At 70.1% G+C, this 22,321-nt stretch carries 19 protein-coding genes; 4 read left to right on the top strand and 15 right to left on the bottom strand.

The features are described 5' to 3' along the window. Positions 1-14: 14 nt before the first annotated feature. From secG to RE421_RS10570, 13 genes are all read right to left on the bottom strand, one after another. Complete coding sequence (secG, locus tag RE421_RS10630; RefSeq protein ID WP_309809525.1) at positions 15-266, bottom strand: preprotein translocase subunit SecG; 252 nt, start codon at positions 264-266, stop codon at positions 15-17. Between the two features lie 48 nt (positions 267-314). Continuing rightward, positions 315-1,130 (bottom strand): triose-phosphate isomerase, encoded by an 816-nt coding sequence (tpiA, locus tag RE421_RS10625; RefSeq protein ID WP_309809523.1) that lies wholly within the window; start codon positions 1,128-1,130, stop codon positions 315-317. A gap of 1 nt (position 1,131) precedes the next feature. Beyond that, complete coding sequence (locus RE421_RS10620; protein ID WP_309809521.1) at positions 1,132-2,397, bottom strand: phosphoglycerate kinase; 1,266 nt, start codon at positions 2,395-2,397, stop codon at positions 1,132-1,134. A 94-nt stretch (positions 2,398-2,491) separates the two neighbouring features. Continuing rightward, positions 2,492-3,502, bottom strand: a complete 1,011-nt coding sequence (gene gap, locus RE421_RS10615) for a type I glyceraldehyde-3-phosphate dehydrogenase (protein WP_309809519.1) — start codon at positions 3,500-3,502, stop codon at positions 2,492-2,494. A gap of 147 nt (positions 3,503-3,649) precedes the next feature. Then, on the bottom strand, positions 3,650-4,273 hold the full coding sequence (locus RE421_RS10610; RefSeq protein ID WP_309809517.1) for a superoxide dismutase: 624 nt from the start codon (positions 4,271-4,273) through the stop codon (positions 3,650-3,652). A 135-nt stretch (positions 4,274-4,408) separates the two neighbouring features. After that, positions 4,409-5,398, bottom strand: a complete 990-nt coding sequence (whiA, locus tag RE421_RS10605; protein WP_309809515.1) for a DNA-binding protein WhiA — start codon at positions 5,396-5,398, stop codon at positions 4,409-4,411. An 84-nt stretch (positions 5,399-5,482) separates the two neighbouring features. Beyond that, positions 5,483-6,523 carry a uridine diphosphate-N-acetylglucosamine-binding protein YvcK gene (gene yvcK / locus RE421_RS10600; RefSeq protein ID WP_309809513.1) on the bottom strand — a complete coding sequence of 347 codons (1,041 nt, stop codon included), beginning with the start codon at positions 6,521-6,523 and terminating at the stop codon, positions 5,483-5,485. Between the two features lie 10 nt (positions 6,524-6,533). After that, a complete protein-coding gene (gene rapZ / locus RE421_RS10595) occupies positions 6,534-7,427 on the bottom strand; it encodes an RNase adapter RapZ (protein WP_309809510.1) in 894 nt (297 codons plus the stop codon). A 72-nt stretch (positions 7,428-7,499) separates the two neighbouring features. Continuing rightward, positions 7,500-9,530: an excinuclease ABC subunit UvrC gene (gene uvrC, locus RE421_RS10590; protein ID WP_309809508.1), complete on the bottom strand. Its 2,031-nt coding sequence runs from the start codon at positions 9,528-9,530 to the stop codon at positions 7,500-7,502. 6 nt (positions 9,531-9,536) lie between these two features. Continuing rightward, on the bottom strand, positions 9,537-10,235 hold the full coding sequence (locus tag RE421_RS10585; RefSeq protein WP_309809506.1) for a lysophospholipid acyltransferase family protein: 699 nt from the start codon (positions 10,233-10,235) through the stop codon (positions 9,537-9,539). A 66-nt stretch (positions 10,236-10,301) separates the two neighbouring features. Next, positions 10,302-11,003, bottom strand: coding sequence for an HAD hydrolase-like protein (locus RE421_RS10580; protein WP_309809504.1), 702 nt, complete (start codon positions 11,001-11,003; stop codon positions 10,302-10,304). Positions 11,004-11,011: 8 nt separating this feature from the next. Then, positions 11,012-13,939, bottom strand: a complete 2,928-nt coding sequence (gene uvrA / locus RE421_RS10575; protein ID WP_309817291.1) for an excinuclease ABC subunit UvrA — start codon at positions 13,937-13,939, stop codon at positions 11,012-11,014. A 120-nt stretch (positions 13,940-14,059) separates the two neighbouring features. Continuing rightward, the gene (locus tag RE421_RS10570; RefSeq protein ID WP_309809502.1) at positions 14,060-14,524 is read right to left on the bottom strand and encodes a GntR family transcriptional regulator; all 465 of its coding nucleotides are present in this window, start codon (positions 14,522-14,524) and stop codon (positions 14,060-14,062) included. A gap of 158 nt (positions 14,525-14,682) precedes the next feature. Between RE421_RS10570 and RE421_RS10565 the strand changes: the two genes are divergently transcribed. Then, positions 14,683-15,363 (top strand): MBL fold metallo-hydrolase, encoded by a 681-nt coding sequence (locus tag RE421_RS10565; RefSeq protein ID WP_309809500.1) that lies wholly within the window; start codon positions 14,683-14,685, stop codon positions 15,361-15,363. Between the two features lie 4 nt (positions 15,364-15,367). Here RE421_RS10565 and RE421_RS10560 read toward each other — a convergent pair whose 3' ends face one another. Continuing rightward, positions 15,368-16,210, bottom strand: a complete 843-nt coding sequence (locus RE421_RS10560; RefSeq protein ID WP_309809498.1) for a methyltransferase domain-containing protein — start codon at positions 16,208-16,210, stop codon at positions 15,368-15,370. Positions 16,211-16,254: 44 nt separating this feature from the next. Here RE421_RS10560 and RE421_RS10555 point away from each other — a divergent pair, with 44 nt between their 5' ends. From RE421_RS10555 to RE421_RS10545, 3 genes are read left to right on the top strand one after another with little or no spacing between them, the layout of a single operon-like run. Continuing rightward, entirely contained in the window at positions 16,255-18,909 is a 2,655-nt protein-coding gene (locus tag RE421_RS10555) for a DUF3516 domain-containing protein (RefSeq protein ID WP_309809495.1), read from the top strand. Further along, complete coding sequence (locus tag RE421_RS10550) at positions 18,906-19,454, top strand: GNAT family N-acetyltransferase (protein WP_396134485.1); 549 nt, start codon at positions 18,906-18,908, stop codon at positions 19,452-19,454. The genes RE421_RS10555 and RE421_RS10550 overlap by 4 nt, the downstream gene beginning before the upstream one ends. Next, complete coding sequence (locus RE421_RS10545; RefSeq protein ID WP_309809491.1) at positions 19,454-20,890, top strand: alpha/beta fold hydrolase; 1,437 nt, start codon at positions 19,454-19,456, stop codon at positions 20,888-20,890. Before RE421_RS10550 ends, RE421_RS10545 begins: the two co-directional genes overlap by 1 nt. 87 nt (positions 20,891-20,977) lie before the next feature. Here the strand turns inward: RE421_RS10545 and RE421_RS10540 are convergent, their stop codons facing one another. Further along, a complete protein-coding gene (locus tag RE421_RS10540) occupies positions 20,978-22,240 on the bottom strand; it encodes a TerC family protein (protein ID WP_309809489.1) in 1,263 nt (420 codons plus the stop codon). Positions 22,241-22,321: the final 81 nt, after the last annotated feature.

Genomic DNA, 22,321 nt, shown 5'->3' with positions numbered 1-22,321 from the left:
GCTCAGACGTCTGCTCAGAAGTCCTGCGAGAAGCGCATGATCAGGCCGAGGGCCACCACGATGGCGCCCCACGTCAGGCCCAGGGTGATGGTGAGCCGGTTCAGGTTCTTCTCGGCCACGCCGGAGGCACCCAGCGACGAGGTGACCCCGCCGCCGAACATGTCGGACATGCCGCCGCCGCGGCCCTTGTGCAGCAGGATGAGCAGGACCAGCAGGACGCTGATGGCGGCCAGGGCGATCTGCAGGATGAGGGTCAGGACGTCCACGTCACTCTTTTCCGTACGGCGTTCAGTCGGTCGGTCACCGTCAGGTGATCAGTCAGTCAGGAGGTGGTGCTCGAACCTCACTATGCTAGCAAACTCGCCCTCGTCCAGGCTGGCACCGCCCACCAGGACCCCGTCGACGTCCTTCTCCCGCAGGATGGACGCGACGTTGGTGGACTTCACCGAACCGCCGTAGAGCAGTCGGAGCCCGGCCGCGGTCTCGGCGCCGAACAAGGAGGCCAGCTCGGCGCGGAGCGCGGCGGCCATCTCCTGGGCGTCCTCCGGCCCGGCGACCTCGCCGGTCCCGATGGCCCAGACGGGCTCGTAGGCGACCACGAGGCCGGCCACCTGCTCCGGCGACAGCCCCTCGAGGGCACCCCGGAGCTGGGCCAACGTGTGCTCCACCTGGCGGGCCTGGCGGCGGACCTCGAGGCCTTCGCCCACGCAGAGGATCGGAGCGATCCCGTGGCGTAGGGCGGCGGCGAGCTTGCGCCCCACCAGGGCGTCGTCCTCGCCGTGCAGGGTGCGGCGCTCGGAGTGCCCGACCAGCGCGTAGGTGCATCCCAGCTTGGCCAGGAACTGCCCGGAGACCTCTCCCGTGAAGGCCCCGGAGTCCTCGGCCGAGAGGTCCTGCGCCCCGTAGGCGAGCGGGAGCCGGTCCCCCGCCACGAGCGTCTGCACGCTGCGCAGGTCGGTGAACGGGGGGAACACCGCCACCTCGACCTCCTCGAAGTCGTGGTCGGCGTCCGTCAGTGTCCAGGAGAGCTTCTGCACGAGGGTCACGGCCTGGTGGTGGTCCAGGTTCATCTTCCAGTTCCCCGCGATCAGCGGGGTGCGGTCATAGGCGCCGTTGGTCTTGGAGGTCATCTCAGGCGCCCGCCTGCTCTGCGTCGGCCGCCGGGCGCTCCAGGGCCTCGACGCCGGGCAGGGACTTGCCCTCGAGGTATTCCAGCGAGGCGCCGCCACCGGTGGAGATATGGCCGAACTGCCGGTCCTCGAAGCCGAGGGTCCGCACGGCGGCCGCGGAGTCCCCACCACCGACCACGGTGAGGCCGGAGGCCTGGGTCAGGGCGTGGGCCACGGTGCGGGTCCCGTGGGAGAAGGGCTCGAACTCGAAGACGCCCATGGGGCCGTTCCAGAACACGGTGTGGGCCCGGCGGATCTCCTCGCCGAACGTCACGCGCGTCTGCGGACCGATGTCCAGCCCGAGGGCCGACGCGCCATGGGTGCCCGTGGTGAGGGACTCCACGGGCAGGACCTCGTGCTCGGCGTCGGCCGAGAACGCCGAGGCCATCACGATGTCCGTCGGCAGCACGATCCGGCATCCGCCGGTCTCCGCGCGCCTCAGGTACTCCGTGACCACCGGGATCTGATCCTCCTCCAGCAGGGAGGCGCCGACCTCGTGGCCCTGGGCCTTGAGGAAGGTGAACAGCATCCCGCCGCCGATCAGCAGCGTGTCGGCGCGCTCCATCAGGTTGTCGATCACCGCCAGCTTGTCCGAGACCTTGGAGCCGCCGAGGACCACCACGTAGGGCCGGTCCGGCGAACCCGTCAGGCGCGAGAGCACGTCGAGCTCACGCGTGACCAGCCGGCCCTGGTAGGACGGCAGCTCCGCGGCGATGTCAAAGACGGAGGCGTGCTTGCGGTGCACGGCGCCGAAGGCGTCGTCCACGTAGGCGCCGGTCCCGGCGGATCCCTGGGCCAGAGCCGCCATCTCGGCGGCCAGTGCGGCACGCTCGGCGTCGTCCTTGGAGGTCTCGCGCGGGTCGAACCGCACGTTCTCGAGGAGGAGGATGCCGCCGTCGGCCAGGTCTGCGGCCTTCTGGCGGGCCGACTCGCCGGTCACGTCGGCGGCCAGCCGTACCTCGCGACCGGCCAGCTCCGCCATCCGCTCGGCCGCCGGCCGCAGGGAGTACCTCGGGTCCGCCTCGCCCTTCGGCCGGCCGAGGTGGGCCATGACGACCACGCGCGCACCGGCATCGGCCAGCGCGGTGATGACCGGCAACGACGCGCGGATCCGGCCGTCGTCCGTCACCGCACCGTCCTCGAGCGGCACGTTGAGGTCGGAGCGGACGAGGACGTGGCGTCCGGCCACGCCCGACTCCAGGAGGTCATCAAGGGTCTGGGCAGTCATGCGAAGGGCCTTTCTGGCTGGTGCCGGCGTGCTGGCCGGTGGTCTGGAGCGGGCGCGTCGACAGCAACTACGGCAGCGTCATCGACAGCATCCTCTACAGCTTAGAGGCGACCATGGAGGTCAGGTCCATCAGCTGGGAGGTGTAGCCCCATTCGTTGTCATACCAGCCGATGACCTTGACCGTCTTGCCGATGGACTTGGTCAGCGGGGCGTCGAAGGTGCACGCGGCAGGCGAGGTGATGATGTCCGTCGACGTGATCGGCTCCACGTTGTACACCAGGCGCCCGGCGAGCTCCGGGGACTGGGCGGCCGCCTCGAAGGCGGCGTTGACCTCCTCGAGGCTGGCCTTGCGCTCCAGCTCGACGGTGAGGTCCGTGGCCGAGCCCGTGATGGTGGGCACCCGCATGGCGAAGCCGTCCAGCTTGCCCTTCAGCGAGGGGATGACCTCCCCGATCGCCTTGGCGGCACCGGTGGAGGTGGGGACCATGTTCTGGGCTGCGGCCCGGGCGCGGCGGCGGTCCTTGGCGTGGGGGGCGTCGTGCAGGTTCTGGTCGCCCGTGTAGGCGTGGATGGTGGTCATGATGCCGTCCACGATCCCGAACGACTCGTGGAGTACCTTCGCCATCGGCGCCAGGCAGTTGGTGGTGCAGGACGCGGCGGAGATGATGTCCATGGACGCCGGGTCATACGATGTGTCGTTCACGCCCATCACGAAGGTGCCGTCCACGCCCTTTCCGGGGGCGGACAGGACGACCTTGCGGGCGCCGGCCGTCAGGTGCTTGCGGGCGTCCTCGGCCTTCGTGAAGTGGCCGGTGCACTCCACCACGATGTCCACGCCGAGCTCCCCCCAGGGCAGGGACTCCGGGTCCCTCTCGCTGAAGACCCGGATGGTCCTGCCGTTAGCCACCAGGTTCCCGTCCTCGATCGCGAGGTCGTGGCCGTAGCGGCCCAGGATCGAGTCGTACTTCACCAGGTAGAACAGGTCCTCGAGGTCCGCCAGGTCGTTGACGGCGACGAGTTCCAGGTCATGGCCCTGCTGCTCGATGACGCGCAGGGCGTTGCGCCCGATACGGCCGAATCCATTGATGGCAATCCTGGTGGTCACGATGATGCCTTTCAGTCAGTTTCAGTCGGTCAGTCAAGGGAGAGTCGAGGAGAACGGTGGACGGAGGACGGGGCGGGAGACGGGTGCGGACATGACGCGGGCCGGCCAGCCGAGGTGGCGGGCCGGCCCGCGTCACGGGTCACCGGATCAGGGGGTGACGAGCTTGGAGGCGCCGGCGCGGGCGGCCTCGAAGCGGGCGGAGACGTCCGCCCAGTTCACGATGTTCCAGATCGCCTTGACGTAGTCGGCCTTGACGTTCTGGTAGTCGAGGTAGAAGGCGTGCTCCCACATGTCCAGCTGGAACAGCGGGATCGTGGCCACCGGCACACCGTTCTGCTGGTCGTAGAACTGCTCGATGACCAGGTTCCCGCCGATCGGCTCGTAGGCCAGCACGGCCCAGCCGGAGCCCTGGATGCCCAGTGCAGCGGCGGTGAAGTGGGCCTGGAACTTCTCGAAGGACCCGAAGTACTCGTCGATCGCCGCGGCGAGCTCGCCGGTGGGCTTGTCGCCGCCGTTCGGGGAGAGGTTCTTCCAGAAGATCGAGTGGTTCGTGTGGCCACCGAGGTTGAAGGCCAGGTCCTTGGAGAACTGGTTGACGGAGCCGAAGTCGTTGGCGTCACGCGCGGCGGCCAGCTTCTCGAGCGCGGTGTTGGCACCCTTGACGTAGGTGGCGTGGTGCTTGGAGTGGTGCAGCTCCATGATCTTCGCGGAGATGTGCGGCTCCAGCGCGCTGTAGTCGTAATCCAGTTCCGGCAGGGTGAATTCAGCCATGTTTCCTCCTTGATGGACAGGTGTCCGGTCCCGGGTCACCGGGCCGTGGGGCGGGCCCGCGTCGGGGTCCTTGCCTCCCATCCTAAGCACGACGCCGGGGGGCGTGGCCACCGGTTCCGCTCAGAGCCGGAATGTTCACCCGAAGTCGGCGTCGGTGACGCCGCTCGGCAGGGCGGCGTCGGTCCCGGGGAGTCCCTCGTCCGCCGCGCGCTTGTCCGCCATGGCCAGCAGGCGACGGATCCGCCCGGCGATGGCGTCCTTGGTCATGGGCGGGTCAGCGAGGCGGCCGAGCTCGTCCAGGGAGGCCTGCTTGTGCTCCACGCGGAGCTGGCCGGCGTACTTGAGGTGGTCCGGGACCTCGTCCCCGAGGATCTGCAGGGCGCGCTCCACGCGGGCGCCGGCGGCGACGGCGGCCTGGGCCGAACGCCGCAGGTTCGCGTCGTCGAAATTGGCCAGCCGGTTGGCGGTGGCCCGGACCTCCTTGCGGGTGCGGCGCTCCTCCCACACCAGCACGGTCTCGTGGGCCCCCATCCGGGTCAGCAGCGCGGAGATGGCATCCCCGTCCCGGATCACCACGCGGTCCACCCCGCGCACCTCGCGGGCCTTGGCGGCGATCCCGAGCCGGCGTGCGGCCCCCACCAGGGCCAGGGCCGCCTCGGAACCGGGGCAGGTGACCTCCAGTGAGGAGGACCGGCCGGGTTCGGTCAGGGAGCCGTGGGCGAGGAACGCGCCGCGCCAGACCGCCTCGGCGTCCGCCACAGAGCCGTTGACGATCATCGGGGGCAGGCCGCGCACCGGCCGGCCGCGGACGTCCAGCAGGCCGGTCTGGCGGGCGAGCGACTCCCCGTCCCGGATGACCCGGATGACGTACCGGCTGCCCTTGCGCAGATTGCCCCCGGAGACGACGATGATCTCGCTGCCGTGCCCGTAGACCTCGGCGATGGCGGTCCGGAGCCGGCGGGCCGTGGCGGCCTGGTCGAGCTCCGCCTCGATCACGATCCGGCCGGAGATGATGTGCAGGCCGCCAGCGAACCGCAGCATGGCCGAGACCTCGGCCTTTCGTTCGGAAGAGCTCTTGATCCCGAGATGGGCCAATTCCTCTTTCACGGCCGCAGTCAACGCCATCGCGTCTCGCCTCACATCTTTCGCTTGTCGGAGTGGTTGCCGCCTTCGGCAGTGGACCAGGCGGACGGGACGACGCTGACCGTATCAGTAGCCCGTGAAGGCCTCCTGAAAGGCCAGGGCCAATCGCAGGGGATCGTGCACGGGGGTCCCGGAACCGGCACCAACCCTACTAAACAGCACGTCCGCCCCCAGTCGGGCGGCCGCCTCCTCAAAGCCCTGGACGTCCTGGACCGCGTCCTGATCTGCTATGACGATGTCCAGCCGCAGGTCGGGCGCGTAGTGGTGGATGACCTCCAGATGATCTGCGGCGTTCATCCCGGAGGTCTCCGAGGTGTCCGTGGTGAGATTCATCACCAGGGCCTTGCGGGCGGTGGTCCGCACCAGCGCCTCGCGTTGCTCCGGCAGCAGCAGGTGCGGCAGCACGGAGGTGTACCAGGAGCCGGGACCCAGCACGATCCAGTCGGACAGCTCGATCGCCTCCAGGGACTCCACGCAGGCCGAGGCTCCCTCCGGCTCCACCCGGATGTGGGACACGCGGCTGTTCTTCCCCGCCGCGGCCAGCCGGGACTGCCCCGTCACGGTGCGCCGCACGAGCTCACCGGAGTCGCTCTCCGAGAGGACGGCGCCGGAGATGGTCAGGGGGACGGTGGACATGGGCAGGACCTGGCCCCGGGCGCCCAGCAGCGCTCCCGCCCACCGCAGCCCGCCCACCGGGTCCCCCAGCAGCTCCCACAGGGCCACGATGAGCAGGTTTCCGAGCGCATGGTTGTCCAGGGTGGCGTCCGTGCCCTCCTTGGACGTGAACCGGTGCTGCATGACGTCCCGCCAGGTCCGGCCCCAGTCGGTGTCGTCGCACAGCGCCGCCAGGGCCATGCGGAGGTCCCCGGGTGGCAGCACGTCCATCTCCTGGCGAATGCGGCCGGAGGATCCGCCGTCGTCCGCCACCGTGACCACCGCGGTGATCTCCCCGGCGATCAGCCGCAGGGCGCGCAGCGTGGCGGAGAGTCCGTGTCCTCCGCCCAGGGCGGTGACCCGCAGCGTCGGATCGTAGGTGCCGGCCGGCTGCCCCGGTGCGGGGACGGAACTGGGGGCCAACGGCAGCTGGCCCGTGAAGTGGCTGCTCATGTCCGGCCCGTCATTCCCGGCCCAGGTCCCGGTGCTGGACCTTGACGCTCACGCGGGGCTGCTGGCCCAGGCGGCGGCCGAGTTCCTCGGCCATGGCCACCGAACGGTGCTTGCCGCCCGTGCAGCCGATGGCGAAGGTGGCGTAGTGCTTGTTCTCGCGGCGGTAGCCGTCCAGGACGGGAAGCAGGGCCGCCAGGTAGTGGTCCATGAACTCGGTGGCCCCCTGCTGCTGGAGGACGAAGTCCGAGACCTCCGCGTCCTGGCCGGTGAAGGGCCGGAGTTCGGGGACCCAATGCGGGTTCGGCAGGAACCGGATGTCCGCCATGAAGTTCGCGTCCTGGGGCAGGCCGTACTTGAAGCCGAAGCTCATGACGTTCAGGCGCAGCACGATGGGCCCGGACTCCGTGAACAGCTCCGTGATGGTGGTGGCCAGGGTGTGCACGTTCTTGCTGGTGGTGTCCACCACGATCTCGGCCTGCTCCTTGAGCTCCCGCAGCAGCAGGCGTTCGGCGGCGATGCCGTCTGGGATGCGGCCGGAGCCCTGCAGCGGGTGCGGCCGGCGGGCCGATTCGAAGCGGCGCACCAGCAGGTCGTCACTCGCGTCCAGGAACAGCACGCGGTAGCCCACCCCCTGGGCGCGCAGCTGCTCCAGCGCCTCCTGGATGTCCGCGAACAACTCCTTGGACCGCACGTCCACCACGAGCGCCAGCCGCGGGATCGCCTCCGGGGACCGGCCGACCAGATCGGTCAGGGTGCCGAACAGCTGCGGGGGGATGTTCTCCACCACATACCAGCCGTGGTCCTCCAACGCATGTGCGGCGGTGGTGCGCCCGGCCCCGGACATGCCCGTGACGATGAGGACTTCGGAGGTTGGCGGTTTCACCGGGGTCAGTCCGTCGCTCATGCCTCCAGACTACCCAGTTTCACCGGGGCCGGTTCCTGCGCCATCCACCCTGCCGATCACCCAGCCGATCCCTCAGTCGAGGATCTCCCCGGTGGTCAGGTTGACGCCTCGCAGTGTTGGCGCGGCTTCCTCGGAGCCCGTCTCGGGCCGCAGCGCGGCGTGGACGGTCTCCGCCAGGGCGGGGCCGATGCCCTTGACCTCCTGCAGGTGCTCCACGGTGGCGGCGCGGATGCGCTTGACCGAGCCGAAGTGCTTGAGCAGGGCCTTCTGCTTGGCCGGCCCGAGCCCCTCGATCCCGTCCAGCGCGGAGGACACCATGGAGGAGCCGCGCTTGGCCCGGTGGAAGGTGATCGCGAAGCGGTGGGACTCATCGCGGATGCGCTGGAGCAGGTAGAGCCCCTGGGAGGCCCGGGGCAGCACGAGGGGAAACTCGTCCCCCGGCAGCCACAGCTCCTCCAGCCGCTTGGCGAGGCCCACCACGGGCACGTCCTCGATCCCCAGGTCCCGCAGGGCCTGGGCGGCGGAGGCCACCTGGGGTGGCCCGCCGTCCACCACCACGAGGGACGGCGGATAGGCGAACCGACGCGACGCCGGCCGGGCACCCTCAGCGGCGGGTGCGCCGCCGCCGTCGGGCAGGGCATCCGCACCGTCCGAGGTCTCCTCCGGCCCGATCTCGCCGGTGGCGAAGGTGCCGCTGCGCTCCTGGTCCTCCAGGTAGTGGCGGAACCGCCGGGTCAGCACGTTGCGCATGGCGGCGGTGTCATCCCGGGCGGCGTCCCCGGTGACGCTGAACTTGCGGTAGTCCGACTTCTTGGGCAGCCCGTCCTCCACGACCACCATGGACCCGACCACGTTGGTGCCGGAGACGTGGGAGATGTCATAGCACTCGATCCGCAGCAGCGGCTCGTCCAGCTCGAGGGCCTCCTGCAGCTCGCGCAGCGCCGCGGACCGCGTGGTGAGGTCACCGGAGCGGCGCGACTTGTGCAGTCTCAGGGCCAGCTCGGCGTTCTCCTTCACGGTGTCCATGAGGGCCTTCTTGTCCCCGCGCTGCGGGACGCGCAGGTTCACGTTCGCCCCGCGGATCCCGGTCAGCAGGGCGGCCACCTGCTCCGCGTTGTCCGGCAGCTGGGGCACCAGGACCTCGCGCGGTATGCGGCTGGTGTCCTCCAGGGAGCCGTAGACCTGCTCCAGCAGCTGCTCCACCATGGTGCCCGGGGAGACGTCCTCGACCTTCTCCACCACCCAGCCGCGCTGGCCGCGGATCCGGCCCTCGCGGACGTGGAACACCTGGACTGCGGCCTCGAGCTCGTCCTCGGCGATGGCGAAGATGTCCGCCTCGGTGGATTCGGGCAGCACCACCGCGTTGCGCTCGAAGACCCGCTTCAGCGCGGCGATGTCGTCCCGCCGGCGCGCCGCGTCCTCGTAGCGCAGGTCCGCGACGGCCTCCTTCATCTGGGTCTCGAGGCGGCGGATGTAGACATGCGCGTCCCCGGCCATGAAATCGCAGAAGTCCTGGGCCAGCTTCCGGTGCTCGTCCGGGCTGATCCGGCCCACGCACGGCGCCGCGCACTTGTCGATGTACCCCATCAGGCACGGGCGGCCGGAGAGCTCCGCCCGGCGGAAGACCCCGGAGGAGCAGGTGCGGACCGGGAAGACCCGCAGCATCAGATCCACGGTCTCGCGGATGGCCTTGGCCGGGTGGAAGGGGCCGAAGTACTTCACGCCCTTGCGCTTGTCCCCGCGCATCACCTGCACGCGCGGGTACTTCTCGTTCATGGTCACGGCCAGGTAGGGGTAGGACTTGTCATCCCGGTACATGATGTTGAACCGCGGCGTGTACTGCTTGATCCAGGTGTACTCGAGCTGCAGGGCCTCGAGCTCGGAGCCGACCACCGTCCATTCCACGGATCCGGCGGTGTACACCATGGTGCGGGTCTTGGGGTGCAGCCCACCGGGGTCCTGGAAGTAGGAGGACAGCCGGGACCGCAGGTTCTTGGCCTTGCCCACGTAGATGACCCGGCCGTCCGGGTCGCGGAACCGGTAGACGCCCGGCGAGGTGGGGACCTCGCCCGGCCGCGGCCGATAGGTGGCGGGATCAGCCACGGCGCATCACGACGGGGTCGGCGGCGGGGGCTGCTGGGCGGCGCCGGAGACGGGGGTGTTGTACGAAGGGACGCGCTCCTGCCCGGAGAGGGCGGCGATCGCGTCCATGACCTGCGCCGTGGCCTGCCGGCGCGGGGGCAGCGGGTGCCGGGGGCCCAGGTGCTCGAACCGCAGCGGCGGGCCGACGGTGAGCGAGAACCGGTGGGGCGTGAAGCGATTCGATCCGGGTGGCTGGAGGCGTTCCGTCCCCCGCAGCCCCACCGGGACCACCGGCATCCCGGTGGCCAGCGCCAGCCAGCCGACGCCGGTCCGGCCCTTGTAGAGGCGTCCGTCCCGGCTCCGGGTGCCCTCGGGGTAGATGCCCACGCCCGTGCCGGCCTCCAGGTGCTCCACGAGCAGGTCCAGGGCCGCAACCGACGCGGCCTGCTGGTCCCGCTCGACGGGGATCGAGCCGACGGACTCGAAGAAGCCCTTCATGACGCGGCCCTTGAGCCCGGGCTGGGTGAAGTACTCGGCCTTGGCGAAGAAGTGCACCATGCGCGGCATCATGGCCTGCAGGATCACGGAGTCGAGGAAGGACAGGTGGTTGCTGGCCACGATGAACCCGCCCGTGTCCGGCACGTGCTCCAGCCCGGTGACGGTGGGCCGGCAGGTGACCTTGACCATGGCACGCATCCCCGTGCGCACGGCTTCACTGGTCGCCATAACCGTCCTCTCCACTGCTGCTGCCACGACTGGTGCCCCCGCGGCACCTGCCGCGGACCGGATCCATCATAGTGCCGGACGGTCCCCACGTCCGTAGCGCACCAGGTCCCGGCACATCTCCGGCAGTCCTGCGGGGTCCTCGCACAGGGCGGTCGCCCCGGCCCCCGTCAGCTCCGCCGGGGTGCCGAAGCCCCACAGCACCCCGATCGCCGGGATGCCGTGATGGGCGGCCCCGTCGAGGTCGAAGTGCCGGTCCCCCACCATCACGGCCCGCTCCGGGTGCCCGACGGCGGCCAGGGCCTCGGCCATGGCCGCCACCTTGGTGCCGTGGGGCGGCACGGGCGCGGTCTCGTCGTCGTCCGCCCCGCAGATCGCCGTGAAGTGGTCCTCCAGGCCCTGGGTGCGGAGCAGCCGGCGGGCCAGCGCCTGAGGCTTCGAGGTGGCCACCACCAGCGGATACTCGGAGGCCAGGTCCGCCAGGGCGTCCCGGATGCCCGGGTAGACGGTGCTGGCCGCCATCCCGTGGCTCAGGTATCCGGCGCGGTAGTCGCGGATCACGGCCGGCAGGTTGTCCTCCGTGACGCCCTCGAGCGACCGGAGTCCCTCGCGTAGCGGGGGCCCGACCAGGGCGTTGAGCCGCTCCGGCGCGGGGACCGGCAGCCCGTGGAGCCGCAGTGACGCCGCGATCCCGCCCGTGATGGACCCGGCAGGGTCCACCAGGGTGCCGTCGAGGTCGAGGAGGATCGCGGCGTCCGCTGCTGTGCTCACCGGGCTGCTCACAACACGGCGGCGAGGAACCGGCCGGTATGGCTGGCCTCGATCCGGGACACCTCTTCCGGGGTGCCGGTGGCCACGATGGTCCCGCCCCCGGAGCCGCCCTCGGGACCGAGGTCGATCACGTGGTCCGCCGACTTGATGACGTCCAGGTTGTGCTCGATCGTGATGACGGTGTTGCCCTTGTCCACGAGGGACTGCAGGACGCCGAGCAGCTTGCGGATGTCCTCGAAGTGCAGGCCGGTGGTCGGCTCGTCCAGCACGTAGATGGTGCGCCCGTTCGATCGCTTCTGCAGCTCCGCCGCCAGCTTCACGCGCTGCGCCTCGCCGCCGGAGAGTGTGGTGGCGGGCTGGCCGAGCTTGACGTAGCCGAGGCCCACATCCACGAGGGTGTCCAGGTACCGCGAGATCTTGGTGTAGGCCGAGAAGAACCCGGCGGCCTCCTCGATCGGCATCTGCAGGACCTCGGCGATGTTCTTGCCCTTGTAGTGCACCTCGAGCGTCTCCCGGTTGTAGCGCGCCCCGTGGCACACCTCGCAGGGGACGTAGACGTCCGGCAGGAAGTTCATCTCGATCTTCAGGGTGCCGTCACCGGAACAGGCCTCGCATCGGCCGCCCTTGATGTTGAAGGAGAACCGGCCGGGCTGGTAGCCGCGCACCTTGGCCTCCTGGGTGTCCGCGAACAGCTTCCGGATGGTGTCGAAGACCCCGGTGTAGGTGGCCGGATTCGAGCGCGGGGTGCGCCCGATGGGGCTCTGGTCCACGTGCACGACCTTGTCCAGCTGCTCCAGGCCGTTGACCCGCTTGTGCCGGCCGGGCACGTGCTTGGCGTGGTTGAGCTGGTTGGCCATGACCTTGTACAGGATCTCGTTGACGAGGGTCGACTTCCCGGAGCCCGAGACGCCCGTGACCGCGGTGAGGACGCCCAGCGGGAACTCGGCGCTCACGTCCTGCAGGTTGTTCTCGCGGGCCCCGACCACCGTGACGGTCCGCTTCCGGTCCACCGGGCGGCGGTGCTGGGGCAGGGCGATCTCCCGGCGACCGGCGAGGTAGTCGCCGGTCAGGGACCGGGTGTTGGCCTTGAGCCCCTCCAGGGAGCCCGAGTGGACGATCTCGCCGCCGTGTTCGCCGGCGCGGGGGCCGATGTCCACGATCCAGTCGGCCTCGGCGATCGTGTCCTCGTCATGCTCCACCACGATCAGGGTGTTCCCCAGGTCCCGCAGGCGCACGAGCGTCTCGATGAGCCGGCGATTGTCCCGCTGGTGCAGGCCGATGGAGGGCTCGTCCAGCACGTACAGCACGCCCACCAGGCCGGAGCCGATCTGGGTGGCCAGGCGGATCCGCTGGGCCTCCCCGCCGGACAGGGTCCCGGCGGGGCGTTCCAGGTTCAGGTAGTTGAGGCCGACGTCCAGCATGAAGCGCAGCCGGGCCAGGATCTCCTTGAGCACCTGGTCCGCGATCTGCAGGTCCCGATCCGAGAGTGCCAGGCCACCGAAGAAGTCGATGGCGTCCTGCATGGGCAGGACGGAGGCCTCGGCGATGGACTTGCCACCCACCGTGACGGACAGCGACGTGGGGTTGAGCCGGGTGCCGTGGCAGGCGGCACACGGGATCTGGCGCATGTAGGACTCGTAGCGGTCCCGCGCGTGGTCCGACTCCGTCTCGAGGTGCTTGCGGTGGATGTAGTCGATGACTCCCTCGAAGCCGGTCGTGTAGCGGCGTTCCCGGCCGAAGCGGTTCCGGTACGAGACCTCGACCTTGAAGTCCTTGCCGTGCAGCACGGCCTTCCGGGCCGCTGCGGGCAGGTCCTTCCACGGGGTGTCCATGCTGAACCCGACCTCGCCCGACAGTCCGGAGAGCAGCCGGTTCCAGTACTCGGAGGTCGACTTGCCCAGCGACCACGGGGCGATGGCTCCCTCGGACAGCGACTTGTCCTGGTCCGGGACCACGAGGTCCTCGTCCACCTCCAGCTTGGTGCCGATGCCCGTGCAGACGGTGCAGGCGCCGAAGGGATTGTTGAAGGAGAACGACCGCGGTTCGATCTCGTCGATGGAGAGCTGATGGCCGTTCGGGCAGGACAGCTTCTCCGAGAAGGAACGGAACTTCGGGTTACCCTCCGCGTCGAAGGCGTCCCACTCGCCGGCGTTGGCCTTCGCCGGGTCCACGGCGGCGTCCACGTCCACGAAGTCGATCACCACGAGGCCGTCCGCCAGGTTCAACGCCGTCTCCACGGAGTCTGTGAGGCGCTGGCGGATGCCGTCCTTCATGGCGAGCCGGTCCACCACCACGGCGATGGTGTGCTTGACCTGCTTCTTCAGCTTCGGCGGGTCGGAGAGCTGGATCAGCTCGCCGTCCACGATCGCGCGGGAGAAGCCCTGCGTGGCGAGATCGGCGAAGACGTCCACGAACTCGCCCTTGCGGCCGCGGGCCACCGGGGCGAGGACCTGGAACCGGGTCTTGACGGGCAGCTCGCCGAGCTGGTCCACGATCTGCTGCGGCGACTGCTTGCTGGCGGGCTCGCCGCACTCGGGGCAGTGCGGGATGCCGATGCGCGCCCAGAGCAGGCGCATGTAGTCGTAGACCTCGGTGATGGTGCCCACGGTGGACCGGGGGTTCCGGTTCGTGGACTTCTGGTCGATCGAGACCGCCGGGGACAGTCCCTCGATGAAGTCGACCGACGGCTTGTCCACGCGGCCGAGGAACATGCGCGCGTAGGAGGACAGGGACTCCACATAGCGGCGCTGGCCCTCCGCGAAGATCGTGTCGAAGGCGAGGGACGACTTGCCCGAACCGGACAGGCCCGTGAACACCACGAGGGCATCGCGCGGGATGTCCAGGTCCACGTTCTTCAGGTTGTGTTCGCGGGCGCCCTTGACGACGATCCGGTCCGGATCGTGGCGGTGGTCACCGGCCGCCGGACCGGCGGCCAGGCTGTGGGGGGACTCAGAGGTGGTGAGGGATGTCGGCACGGAATCCACTGTATGGCAGACGGGCTTCGAACACCCCTTCGAACCGTCGGCCCTGAGCGAAACTCCTCCGGCGGGGAAGCCTCAGGACGGGAAGACCGCGTCCAGTTGACGGGCGGCCTCGCGCCGGCCGAAGCCGAGGGCGCGCGCCACCTCGGCATAGGCGCTGGCGGCCGCCGCCAACTGGGACTCGGCGGAATCGCCGCCCTGGGCCACCACGGTCCCCAGCCGGGGCCGGGCGGTCACCACGGAGGCCTGCTCGAGTTCCTTGTAGGCCCGGGCCACGGTGTTGGCCGAGACGCCCAAGGCGGCCGCCAGCGCCCGGACCGTCGGCAGCTTGCTGCCGACGGGAAGCCGGTTGCGGTGGATGAGGTCCAAGAGACCGGTCCGCACCTGTTCATACGGCGGGACGGTCGAGCCGGACTTGACGGTGAGCGCCGTGGCCAGCCAGTCGGGGACGGGGCGGGCCGGGGCCTTGGCCGGGGCTTTGGGTGCCGGGCCGTCTGGGCCGTCTGGCGAACCGCCCTGTGCCCCCTGCTGTCCCGCCATGTCTCCCCCGTGTCTGCCGTGGCCACGCTCGGATATCCGTCCCGTCACCCTATCCGAGACACGGCCCGGCGCACGGTGCGGTCCCGGAGCGCCGACGGGTCCTTGACCCGTGGGACGGGCTTGCCCCGGTGGTGGTCAACGTCCTTAGACTATGGCCCATGCCTTCAACCACCTCCCCCATCCGGTTGCTGCACGATCTGCCCCGGGTGACCGTCCGCCAACGCTCTGTCTCCGAGATGGCGAACAACGTGTACGTCATCACCTCGAAGACGTCCGGGACGCAGGTACTGATCGACGCGGCCGATGACGCGCCCGCGGTCCGGGAGTTGCTGGAGTCGGCCGGCGAGGACACCCCCTGTGAGCTGAAGCTGGCCGTGATCATCACGACCCACCAGCACTGGGACCATATCCGCGCCCTGGCCGAGGTCGTGGACGCCACCGGCGTGCCGACCGCCGCCGGCGCCGAGGACGCCGGCGCCATCGAGACGGCGACCGGCGTGGTGGCCAAGGTCCTGCTCAACCACGGCGACACCGCGACCTTCGACGGGATCTCGCTGGCCGTCGTCGGGCTCCGGGGCCACACCCCCGGCTCCGTGGCGCTGGTCTACGAACCCGAGGACGGCCCACCGCTGTGCTTCTCGGGGGACAGTCTCTTCCCCGGCGGCGTGGGGAACACGCAGCAGGATCCGGAGCGGTTCGCCTCGCTGTACGCGGACGTGGTCGAGCGGCTGTTCGAGGTGTACCCGGACGACCTCACGGTGCACCCGGGCCACGGCGACGGGACCACGCTCGGCGCGGAGCGCCCCCACCTCGGGGAGTGGCGCGAACGCGGCTGGTGAGGACTCAGATGCTGGGTGAGAGGTCGCTCTTCACGCCCACCATGAAGATCCGACGGAACGGGTAGTCGGTCAGCCGGACCCCCTCGGGCGTGATGTAGGTCTGATAGGACTCGCGCATGATCCGCCGGTACTCCTCGACGTAGCGCTCCTGCAGGTTGGTGCCGTCCCGCCGGTCGGCGGCCTCCAAGCGCTGCAGTGAGGGACGCAGGGCGGCGCCCCGCACCCAGTCGTAGACCGGGTCGTTGCCGGTCAGGGGCTGGCTGTAGGTGGTCTCCCAGACGTCGGCCTCGAAGCCGGAGGCGATGAGGGTCTCCAAGTACTCATGGGTGGTGTAGACCGATTCCCGCTCCATCACGCCGTGGAGCGCCGCGGTGAACTCGGGCCGGCGGGACATCTCCGCGATGGTCGCGTGCGAGGGGGCCGCGAAGTTGCCGGGCACCTGCACGGCGAACCACGCCCCGGGCCGCAGGGCCTCGAGCCAGCCGGCCACGAGCTGACGGTGGTCAGGGATCCACTGCAGCATCGCATTGGAGACCACCACATCCACGTCGGCGTCCGGCTGCCACCGCTGGGCGTCCACCTGGTCGAAGCTGAGGTTGTCCAGGCCGGACTCGGCCGCCATCTGCTGGGCGGTCTCAACCATGTCCGCCGAGGAGTCCAGACCGATGACCCGGGCCTGCGGCCAGCGCTCGGCCAGGGTGCGCGTCATGTTTCCCGGCCCGCACCCCAGATCCACCACGAGCTTCGGGTCCGCGGCGCGGATCCGTGCCGTGAGGTCACGGAACGGCCGGGCCCGCCGATCGGCGAAGACGGTGTATTGCTCAGGGTCCCAGGTGAAGTCCTGCATGCCCCCACGCTAGCGCGTCACGGTGGCGACGTAGGCTGGACGTCATGTTCCTCTCGGACCTGATCCCCGTTGCCGATCCCGTTGCCGACGGTCGTCCGGCCCGCCCCTCCCCCGATGCCGTGTATGACGGGTTCCTGGAGTGGGCCCGCTCCCGCGGCGTGAGCCTGTACCCGGCCCAGGACGAGGCCGTCATGGAACTCGCGCAGGGCCACCACGTCATCCTGGCGACCCCCACCGGGTCGGGGAAGTCCCTGGTGGCCGTGGCCGCCCACTTCCACGCCCTGTCCACGGGCCAGCGCACGTACTACACGGCGCCCATCAAGGCCCTGGTCTCGGAGAAGTTCTTCGCCCTGGTGGAGATCTTCGGTGCGGACCGGGTCGGCATGGTCACGGGCGACTCCTCGGTCAACGGGGACGCCCCCATCATCTGCTGCACGGCCGAGATCCTCGCCAACCAGGCCCTGCGGGAGGGTTCGGGCCTGGACGTGGGCACCGTGGTCATGGACGAGTTCCACTTCTACGCAGACCCGCAGCGCGGCTGGGCCTGGCAGCTCCCCCTGCTCGAGCTGCCGCAGGCCCAGTTCCTGCTGATGAGCGCGACCCTCGGGGACACCACGCGCTTCGAGGAGGACCTGACGGAGCGCACCGGCCGGACCGCCGTGACCGTGGCCCACGCGGAGCGGCCCATCCCCCTGTCCTTCGAGTGGTCCGAGGACCACGTGCAGGACAAGGTCGACGAACTCGTCCAGACCCGGCAGGCCCCCGTCTACGTGGTGCACTTCTCCCAGCTCGACGCTGTGGAGCGCGCCCAGGCGCTGTCCTCGGTGGCCGTGGCCAGCCGCGAGGAGAAGGACGCGATCGCCGAGCGGATCGCCGGCTTCACGTTCTCCGCCGGCTTCGGCAAGACCCTCAACCGGTTGGTGCGCTCGGGGATCGGGGTGCACCACGCGGGCATGCTGCCCAAGTACCGCCGGCTCGTGGAACGCCTGGCCCAGGAGGGCCTGCTCAAGGTCATCTGCGGCACGGACACCCTCGGCGTGGGCATCAACGTGCCCATCCGCACGGTGCTGATCACGGCGCTGAGCAAGTACGACGGCCAGCGGACCCGCATCCTGCACGCCCGCGAGTTCCACCAGATCGCCGGCCGGGCCGGCCGCGCCGGCTTTGACACCGCCGGGCTCGTGGTGGTCCAGGCCCCCGAGCACGTCATCGAGAACGCCAAGGCGCAGCAGAAGGCGGCCGCCAAGTTCGCGGGCATCAAGGACGAGGCGGAGCGCAGCAAGCGCATGAAGCAGTCCACCAAGTCCTCCCCGAAGAAGACGCCGCCGAAGGGTTTCGTCTCCTGGGGCCGGGCCACCTTCGAGAAGCTGATCGCGGCCGATCCGGAGCCCATGACGAGCCAGATGCGCATCAGCCACTCCATGCTGCTGAACATCCTGGACCGGCCGGGCGATCCGGTCATCGCCGTGCGCCGGATGCTCCGCAACAGCCACGAGAGCCCCGCCAAGCAGGCGGCCCACATGCGCCGGTCCCTGGGCATCTTCCGCGAGCTGCTCGCCACGGGGGTGGTGGAGAAACTGCCGGCGCCGGACGCCGAGGGACGCACCGTGGATCTGACGGTGGACCTGCAGGCCAACTTCGCCCTCAACCAGCCCCTCTCCCCCTTCGCCCTCGCGGCCTTCGAACTCCTCGACCCCGCGGACCCGGACTACGCCCTGGACCTGGTCTCGATCGTGGAGGCCACCCTCGAGCCGCCGCGCCAGGTGCTGTCCGCGCAGGTCAAGAAGGCGCGCGGGGAGGCCGTGGCGGCCATGAAGGCCGAGGGCATGGAGTACACGGACCGGATGAACGCCCTGGACGAGGTCACCCACCCGATGCCCCTGGCGGAGCTGCTGGAGCAGCAGTTCGAGACCTACCGGACCACCGCGCCCTGGCTGAACGACTTCGAGCTGACCCCGAAGTCCGTGGTCCGGGACATGTTCGAACGGGCCATGGGCTTCAGCGACTACGTGAACTTCTACGGGCTCTCCCGCTCCGAGGGCGTGCTGCTGCGCTACCTGACGGACGCCGTCAAAGCCCTGCGGCAGACCGTTCCCCAGGACAGCCGGGACGAGGAGCTGGACGTGCTGATGGCCTGGCTCGCGGAGATCGTCCAGCAGACCGACTCCTCCCTCATCGAGGAGTGGGAGGACCTGGTGGCCGGGGACGTGGAGGAGCTCAAGAAGGACCACGAGCAGTTGGCCCCGCCGGAGCCCCCGCGGCTCACGGCCAACCGGCCCGTCTTCACGGTCATGGTCCGCAATGCGCTGTTCCGCCGGGTGCGCCTGTTCGGGGACGAGCAGGACGCCGCCCTCGCCGCCCTCGGGCAGGAGGCCGGGGACGCCTTCGCCGCGGACGACTGGGCGGACGCCCTGGACGGCTACTTCGGCGACTACGAGGACATCGACGACGGCCCCACCGGCCGCGGACCGCAGTACTTCCGCGTGGACACGGATCCCAGACCAGGGCCCGACGGCGGCGCCCCGGCCGGGGTGTCCGGGTCCCGGTGGTGGACGGTCCGGCAGGTCCTCGTGGACCCCGAGGGCAACCTGGACTGGGGCATCAACGCCGTGGTGGACCTGGACGCCTCCGACGAGGCGGCCCGACCCGTGGTCCACGTGGTGTCCGTGGGGCCGCCGGAATCGGGATGGACGGTATGAGTCCCACCCCTCACGGCATCCGTCCAGCCCGGCCGGAGGACGTCCCCCACATCCTGCGCCTCATCCGGGACCTCGCGGTGTACGAGCGGGAGCCGGACGCGGTCAGGAACACCGAGGCCTCGCTGACGGAGCACCTCTTCGGGGAGCAACCCGCCGTGTTCTGCCACGTGGTGGAGGACCAGGGCGCCGTGGTGGGCCTGGCTCTCTGGTTCCTGAACTACTCCACCTGGGAGGGCACGCACGGGATCTGGCTGGAGGACCTCTACGTGGATCCCGCGGTCCGGGGCCGCGGCCACGGCAAGGCACTCCTGCTGCACCTGGCAGCCCTCGCCGCACGCCGGGGCTACGCGCGCATGGAGTGGACCGTCCTGGACTGGAACGAGCCATCCATCGGCTTCTACCGCGCCCTCGGCGCCGTCGCCCTGGACGACTGGACCACCCAGCGGCTCGACGGCCCGGCACTTCGCGCCGCTGCCACCGCTGCTGAGGCTGCCGTCGTCCACGCGGCTGACGCCGGCGGTCCCGGACCCGGGACCGGTGCCTGATGGAGCTCACCACCGTCCCCGGCGACCCGCGGGGCTTCGCCGCCCCGGCCGACGTCGTCCGCTCCGGCGCCGCGGCCCACCGCCCCGGCACCACGTCCGAGCTGCTGGACGGCACCCGGGTCACCGACCACTGGTTCACGGTGCCCCTGGACCACGCCCGACCCGAGGGTCCCGGGATCACCGTGTACGCCCGCGAGTACGGCGCCGCCACCGGGCCGGGCTCCGGGCCGGTGGCGGAGCGGCCCTGGATGCTCTTCCTGCAGGGCGGACCCGGGGGCAAGGGCGTCCGCCAGGCCCGTCTCGGCGGTTGGATGAAGGAGGCCGCGAAGCACTTCCGGATCCTCATGCTGGACCAGCGCGGCACGGGACTCTCCACGCCGGCCAACCGACAGACCCTTCCGGCCGTGGGCAACGCCGAGGAGCAGGCCGAGTACCTGGTGCACTTCCGGGCCCCGTCGATCGTCCAGGACGCCGAGCTGATCCGGCTGGCCCTGGCGACGGGCCCCTGGACGGTCCTGGGCCAGAGCTTCGGCGGGTTCTGTGCCCTGAGCTACCTCTCCTGGCATCCGGAGGGACTCGAGCGGGCCCTCATCACCGGCGGACTGGCTCCCCTGGACGGCCATGCCGAACGGGTCTACCGCGCCACCTTCGGGCGCATGAGGGTGCGCAACGAGGAGTACTTCGCCCGGTACCCGGAGGACCGCGAGGTGCTCTCCCGCGTCTACGCGGCGGCCCGCGCCGGCGGGGAGCAGCTGCCGGACGGGTCCCCGGTGACCGTGGGCCGGGTGCAGATGCTCGGGATGTACCTGGGCGGCAACACCCGCATGGACCTCCTGCACTGCCTGCTGCAGGAGGCGTTCGTGGAGACCCCGGACGGGCCGCGGCTGTCCGACGCCTTCCTGCACGGCCTGTACCAACAGGTCTCGCGGGCCGCCAACCCGCTCTACCTCGTGATGCACGAGTCCATCTACGCCCAGCCGGCCGAGTACGGTGCCGCCACCTCTCCCACCGGCGGGTCAGGCACGGGCAGCGCCGCCACCGCGTGGGCCGCACAACGGCTCGTGGAGGGCTCCCCGCACCTGGCCGACTTCGACCCCGCCCGGTCCCGGGAGCCGCTCCTGACCGGGGAGATGGTGTTCGACTGGTACCCGGAGCTGGACCCGGCGCTGGCGCCCCTGGCGCCGGTCACGGAGGCCCTGGCGCGGCGCACCGACTGGGCGCCGCTCTACGACCGGGAGCAATTGGCCGCGAACACCGTGCCGGTGGCGGCGGCCGTGTACACCCACGACGTCTACGTGGACCGCGACCTCTCCCTGGAGACGGCGTCCCGCGTGGCCGGGCTGCAGGTCTGGGAGACCGATGAGTACCACCATGACGGGCTCGGCGACGATGGCGCGGCGATCCTGCGCCGGCTGCTCGGGATGACGGGCCACTGACGGACCCCTGACAGCCGGAAGGCCCGCACCGGAATGGTTCCGGTGCGGGCCTTCAGCGGTGGAGCGGACGGAGTCCGGCGGCCGGGGTCAGACCGTCGGCCCCTGGTTCCGGACGATGGTGTCGGAGATCTCCGGCACGGCACGGCCCTGCGCCGCAGCCGAGGCCGCGCGGGTCTCGTGGGCGGTCCGGATGATCTCGGAGTAGCTGTCCTTGTGGTCGAGGAGCTCGTCCCGGAAGTGCTGCGAGACCTTCTCCGCCTCCCGCGTCCACCGGTCCATCTTCTCCTCGGCCGCCTGGCGCTCCTCCGCCGAGGCGGAGTCGTCCAGCTTGCTGTACCGGTGGGAGAACTTCTCGGCGTTCTGCAGGGCCACCAGGGCGCGGCCCTTCGGGCTGTACAGGGACGCGAACACGGTGACGATGAGGATGCCCACGATCACCATCAGCGACGTGCTGGTCTCGATGGTGACGACCGGGACGTTCTCGCCGCCGTTGATGAACGGCAGGTTGTTGTCATGCAGCGCGTGCAGGATGAGCTTGACGCCGATGAAGCCGAGGATGGCGGACAGCCCGTAGGAGAGGTAGACCAGGCGGTCCAGCAGCCCGTCGATGAGGAAGAACAGCTGGCGCAGGCCCATCAGCGAGAACGCCGTCGCGGTGAAGACGATGTACGGGTCCTGGGTCAGGCCGTAGATGGCGGGGATGGAGTCGAAGGCGAAGAGCACGTCGGTCAGGCCGATCGACACCATCACGAGCAGCATCGGCGTCATGAGCCGCTTGCCGTTCTCACGGGTGAACAGCTTGTCCCCGTCGTAACGGTCCGAGGCCGGCAGGACGCGCTTGGCGAGCCGGACGAGGAAGTTGTCCGCCTCGTCCTTCTCCTTGTCGTCCGCGGTCAGCTCACCCTTCAGCTGGCCGCCCGCGATGAGCAGCAGCGCCAGGCCGAAGAGGTAGAAGACATCCGACCAGGCCGAGATGATGGCGGCACCGGCCAGGATGAAGACGGTTCGTGAGATCAGGGCGAAGGTGATGCCGAAGAGCAGCACCTTCTGCTGGTACTCACGGGGGACCTGGAAGGACGCCATGATCACGAGGAAGACGAAGAGGTTGTCCACGCTCAGAGCCTTCTCGGTGATGTACCCCGAGTAGTACTCGATCGCGTGCTGGGTGTCCCCGAACAGGAAGAACACCAGCCCGAACACGAGGGCGATGCCCACGTAGATCGTGGACCAGATGGCCGCTTCCCTGATGGTGGGGATGTGCGCCTTGCGCACGTGGAAGATGTAGTCGAAGAGCAGGAGTGCGACGATCACCGCGATGGTGATGATCCACGTCAGCGCATTGATTTCCATGCAGTCACTTTCCGATCAAATGGGTGTGTGCCGCAAGTCTCTCCGCCCGCTGGCACCAGCAGGCCACTACGTCCGGCGGGC

Source organism: Citricoccus sp. I39-566, from assembly GCF_031432995.1.
Lineage (GTDB): Bacteria > Actinomycetota > Actinomycetes > Actinomycetales > Micrococcaceae > Citricoccus > Citricoccus nitrophenolicus_A.
The sequence above is the reverse complement of the archived record's forward strand: the minus strand, read 5'-3'. Positions and strand labels throughout refer to the sequence as shown.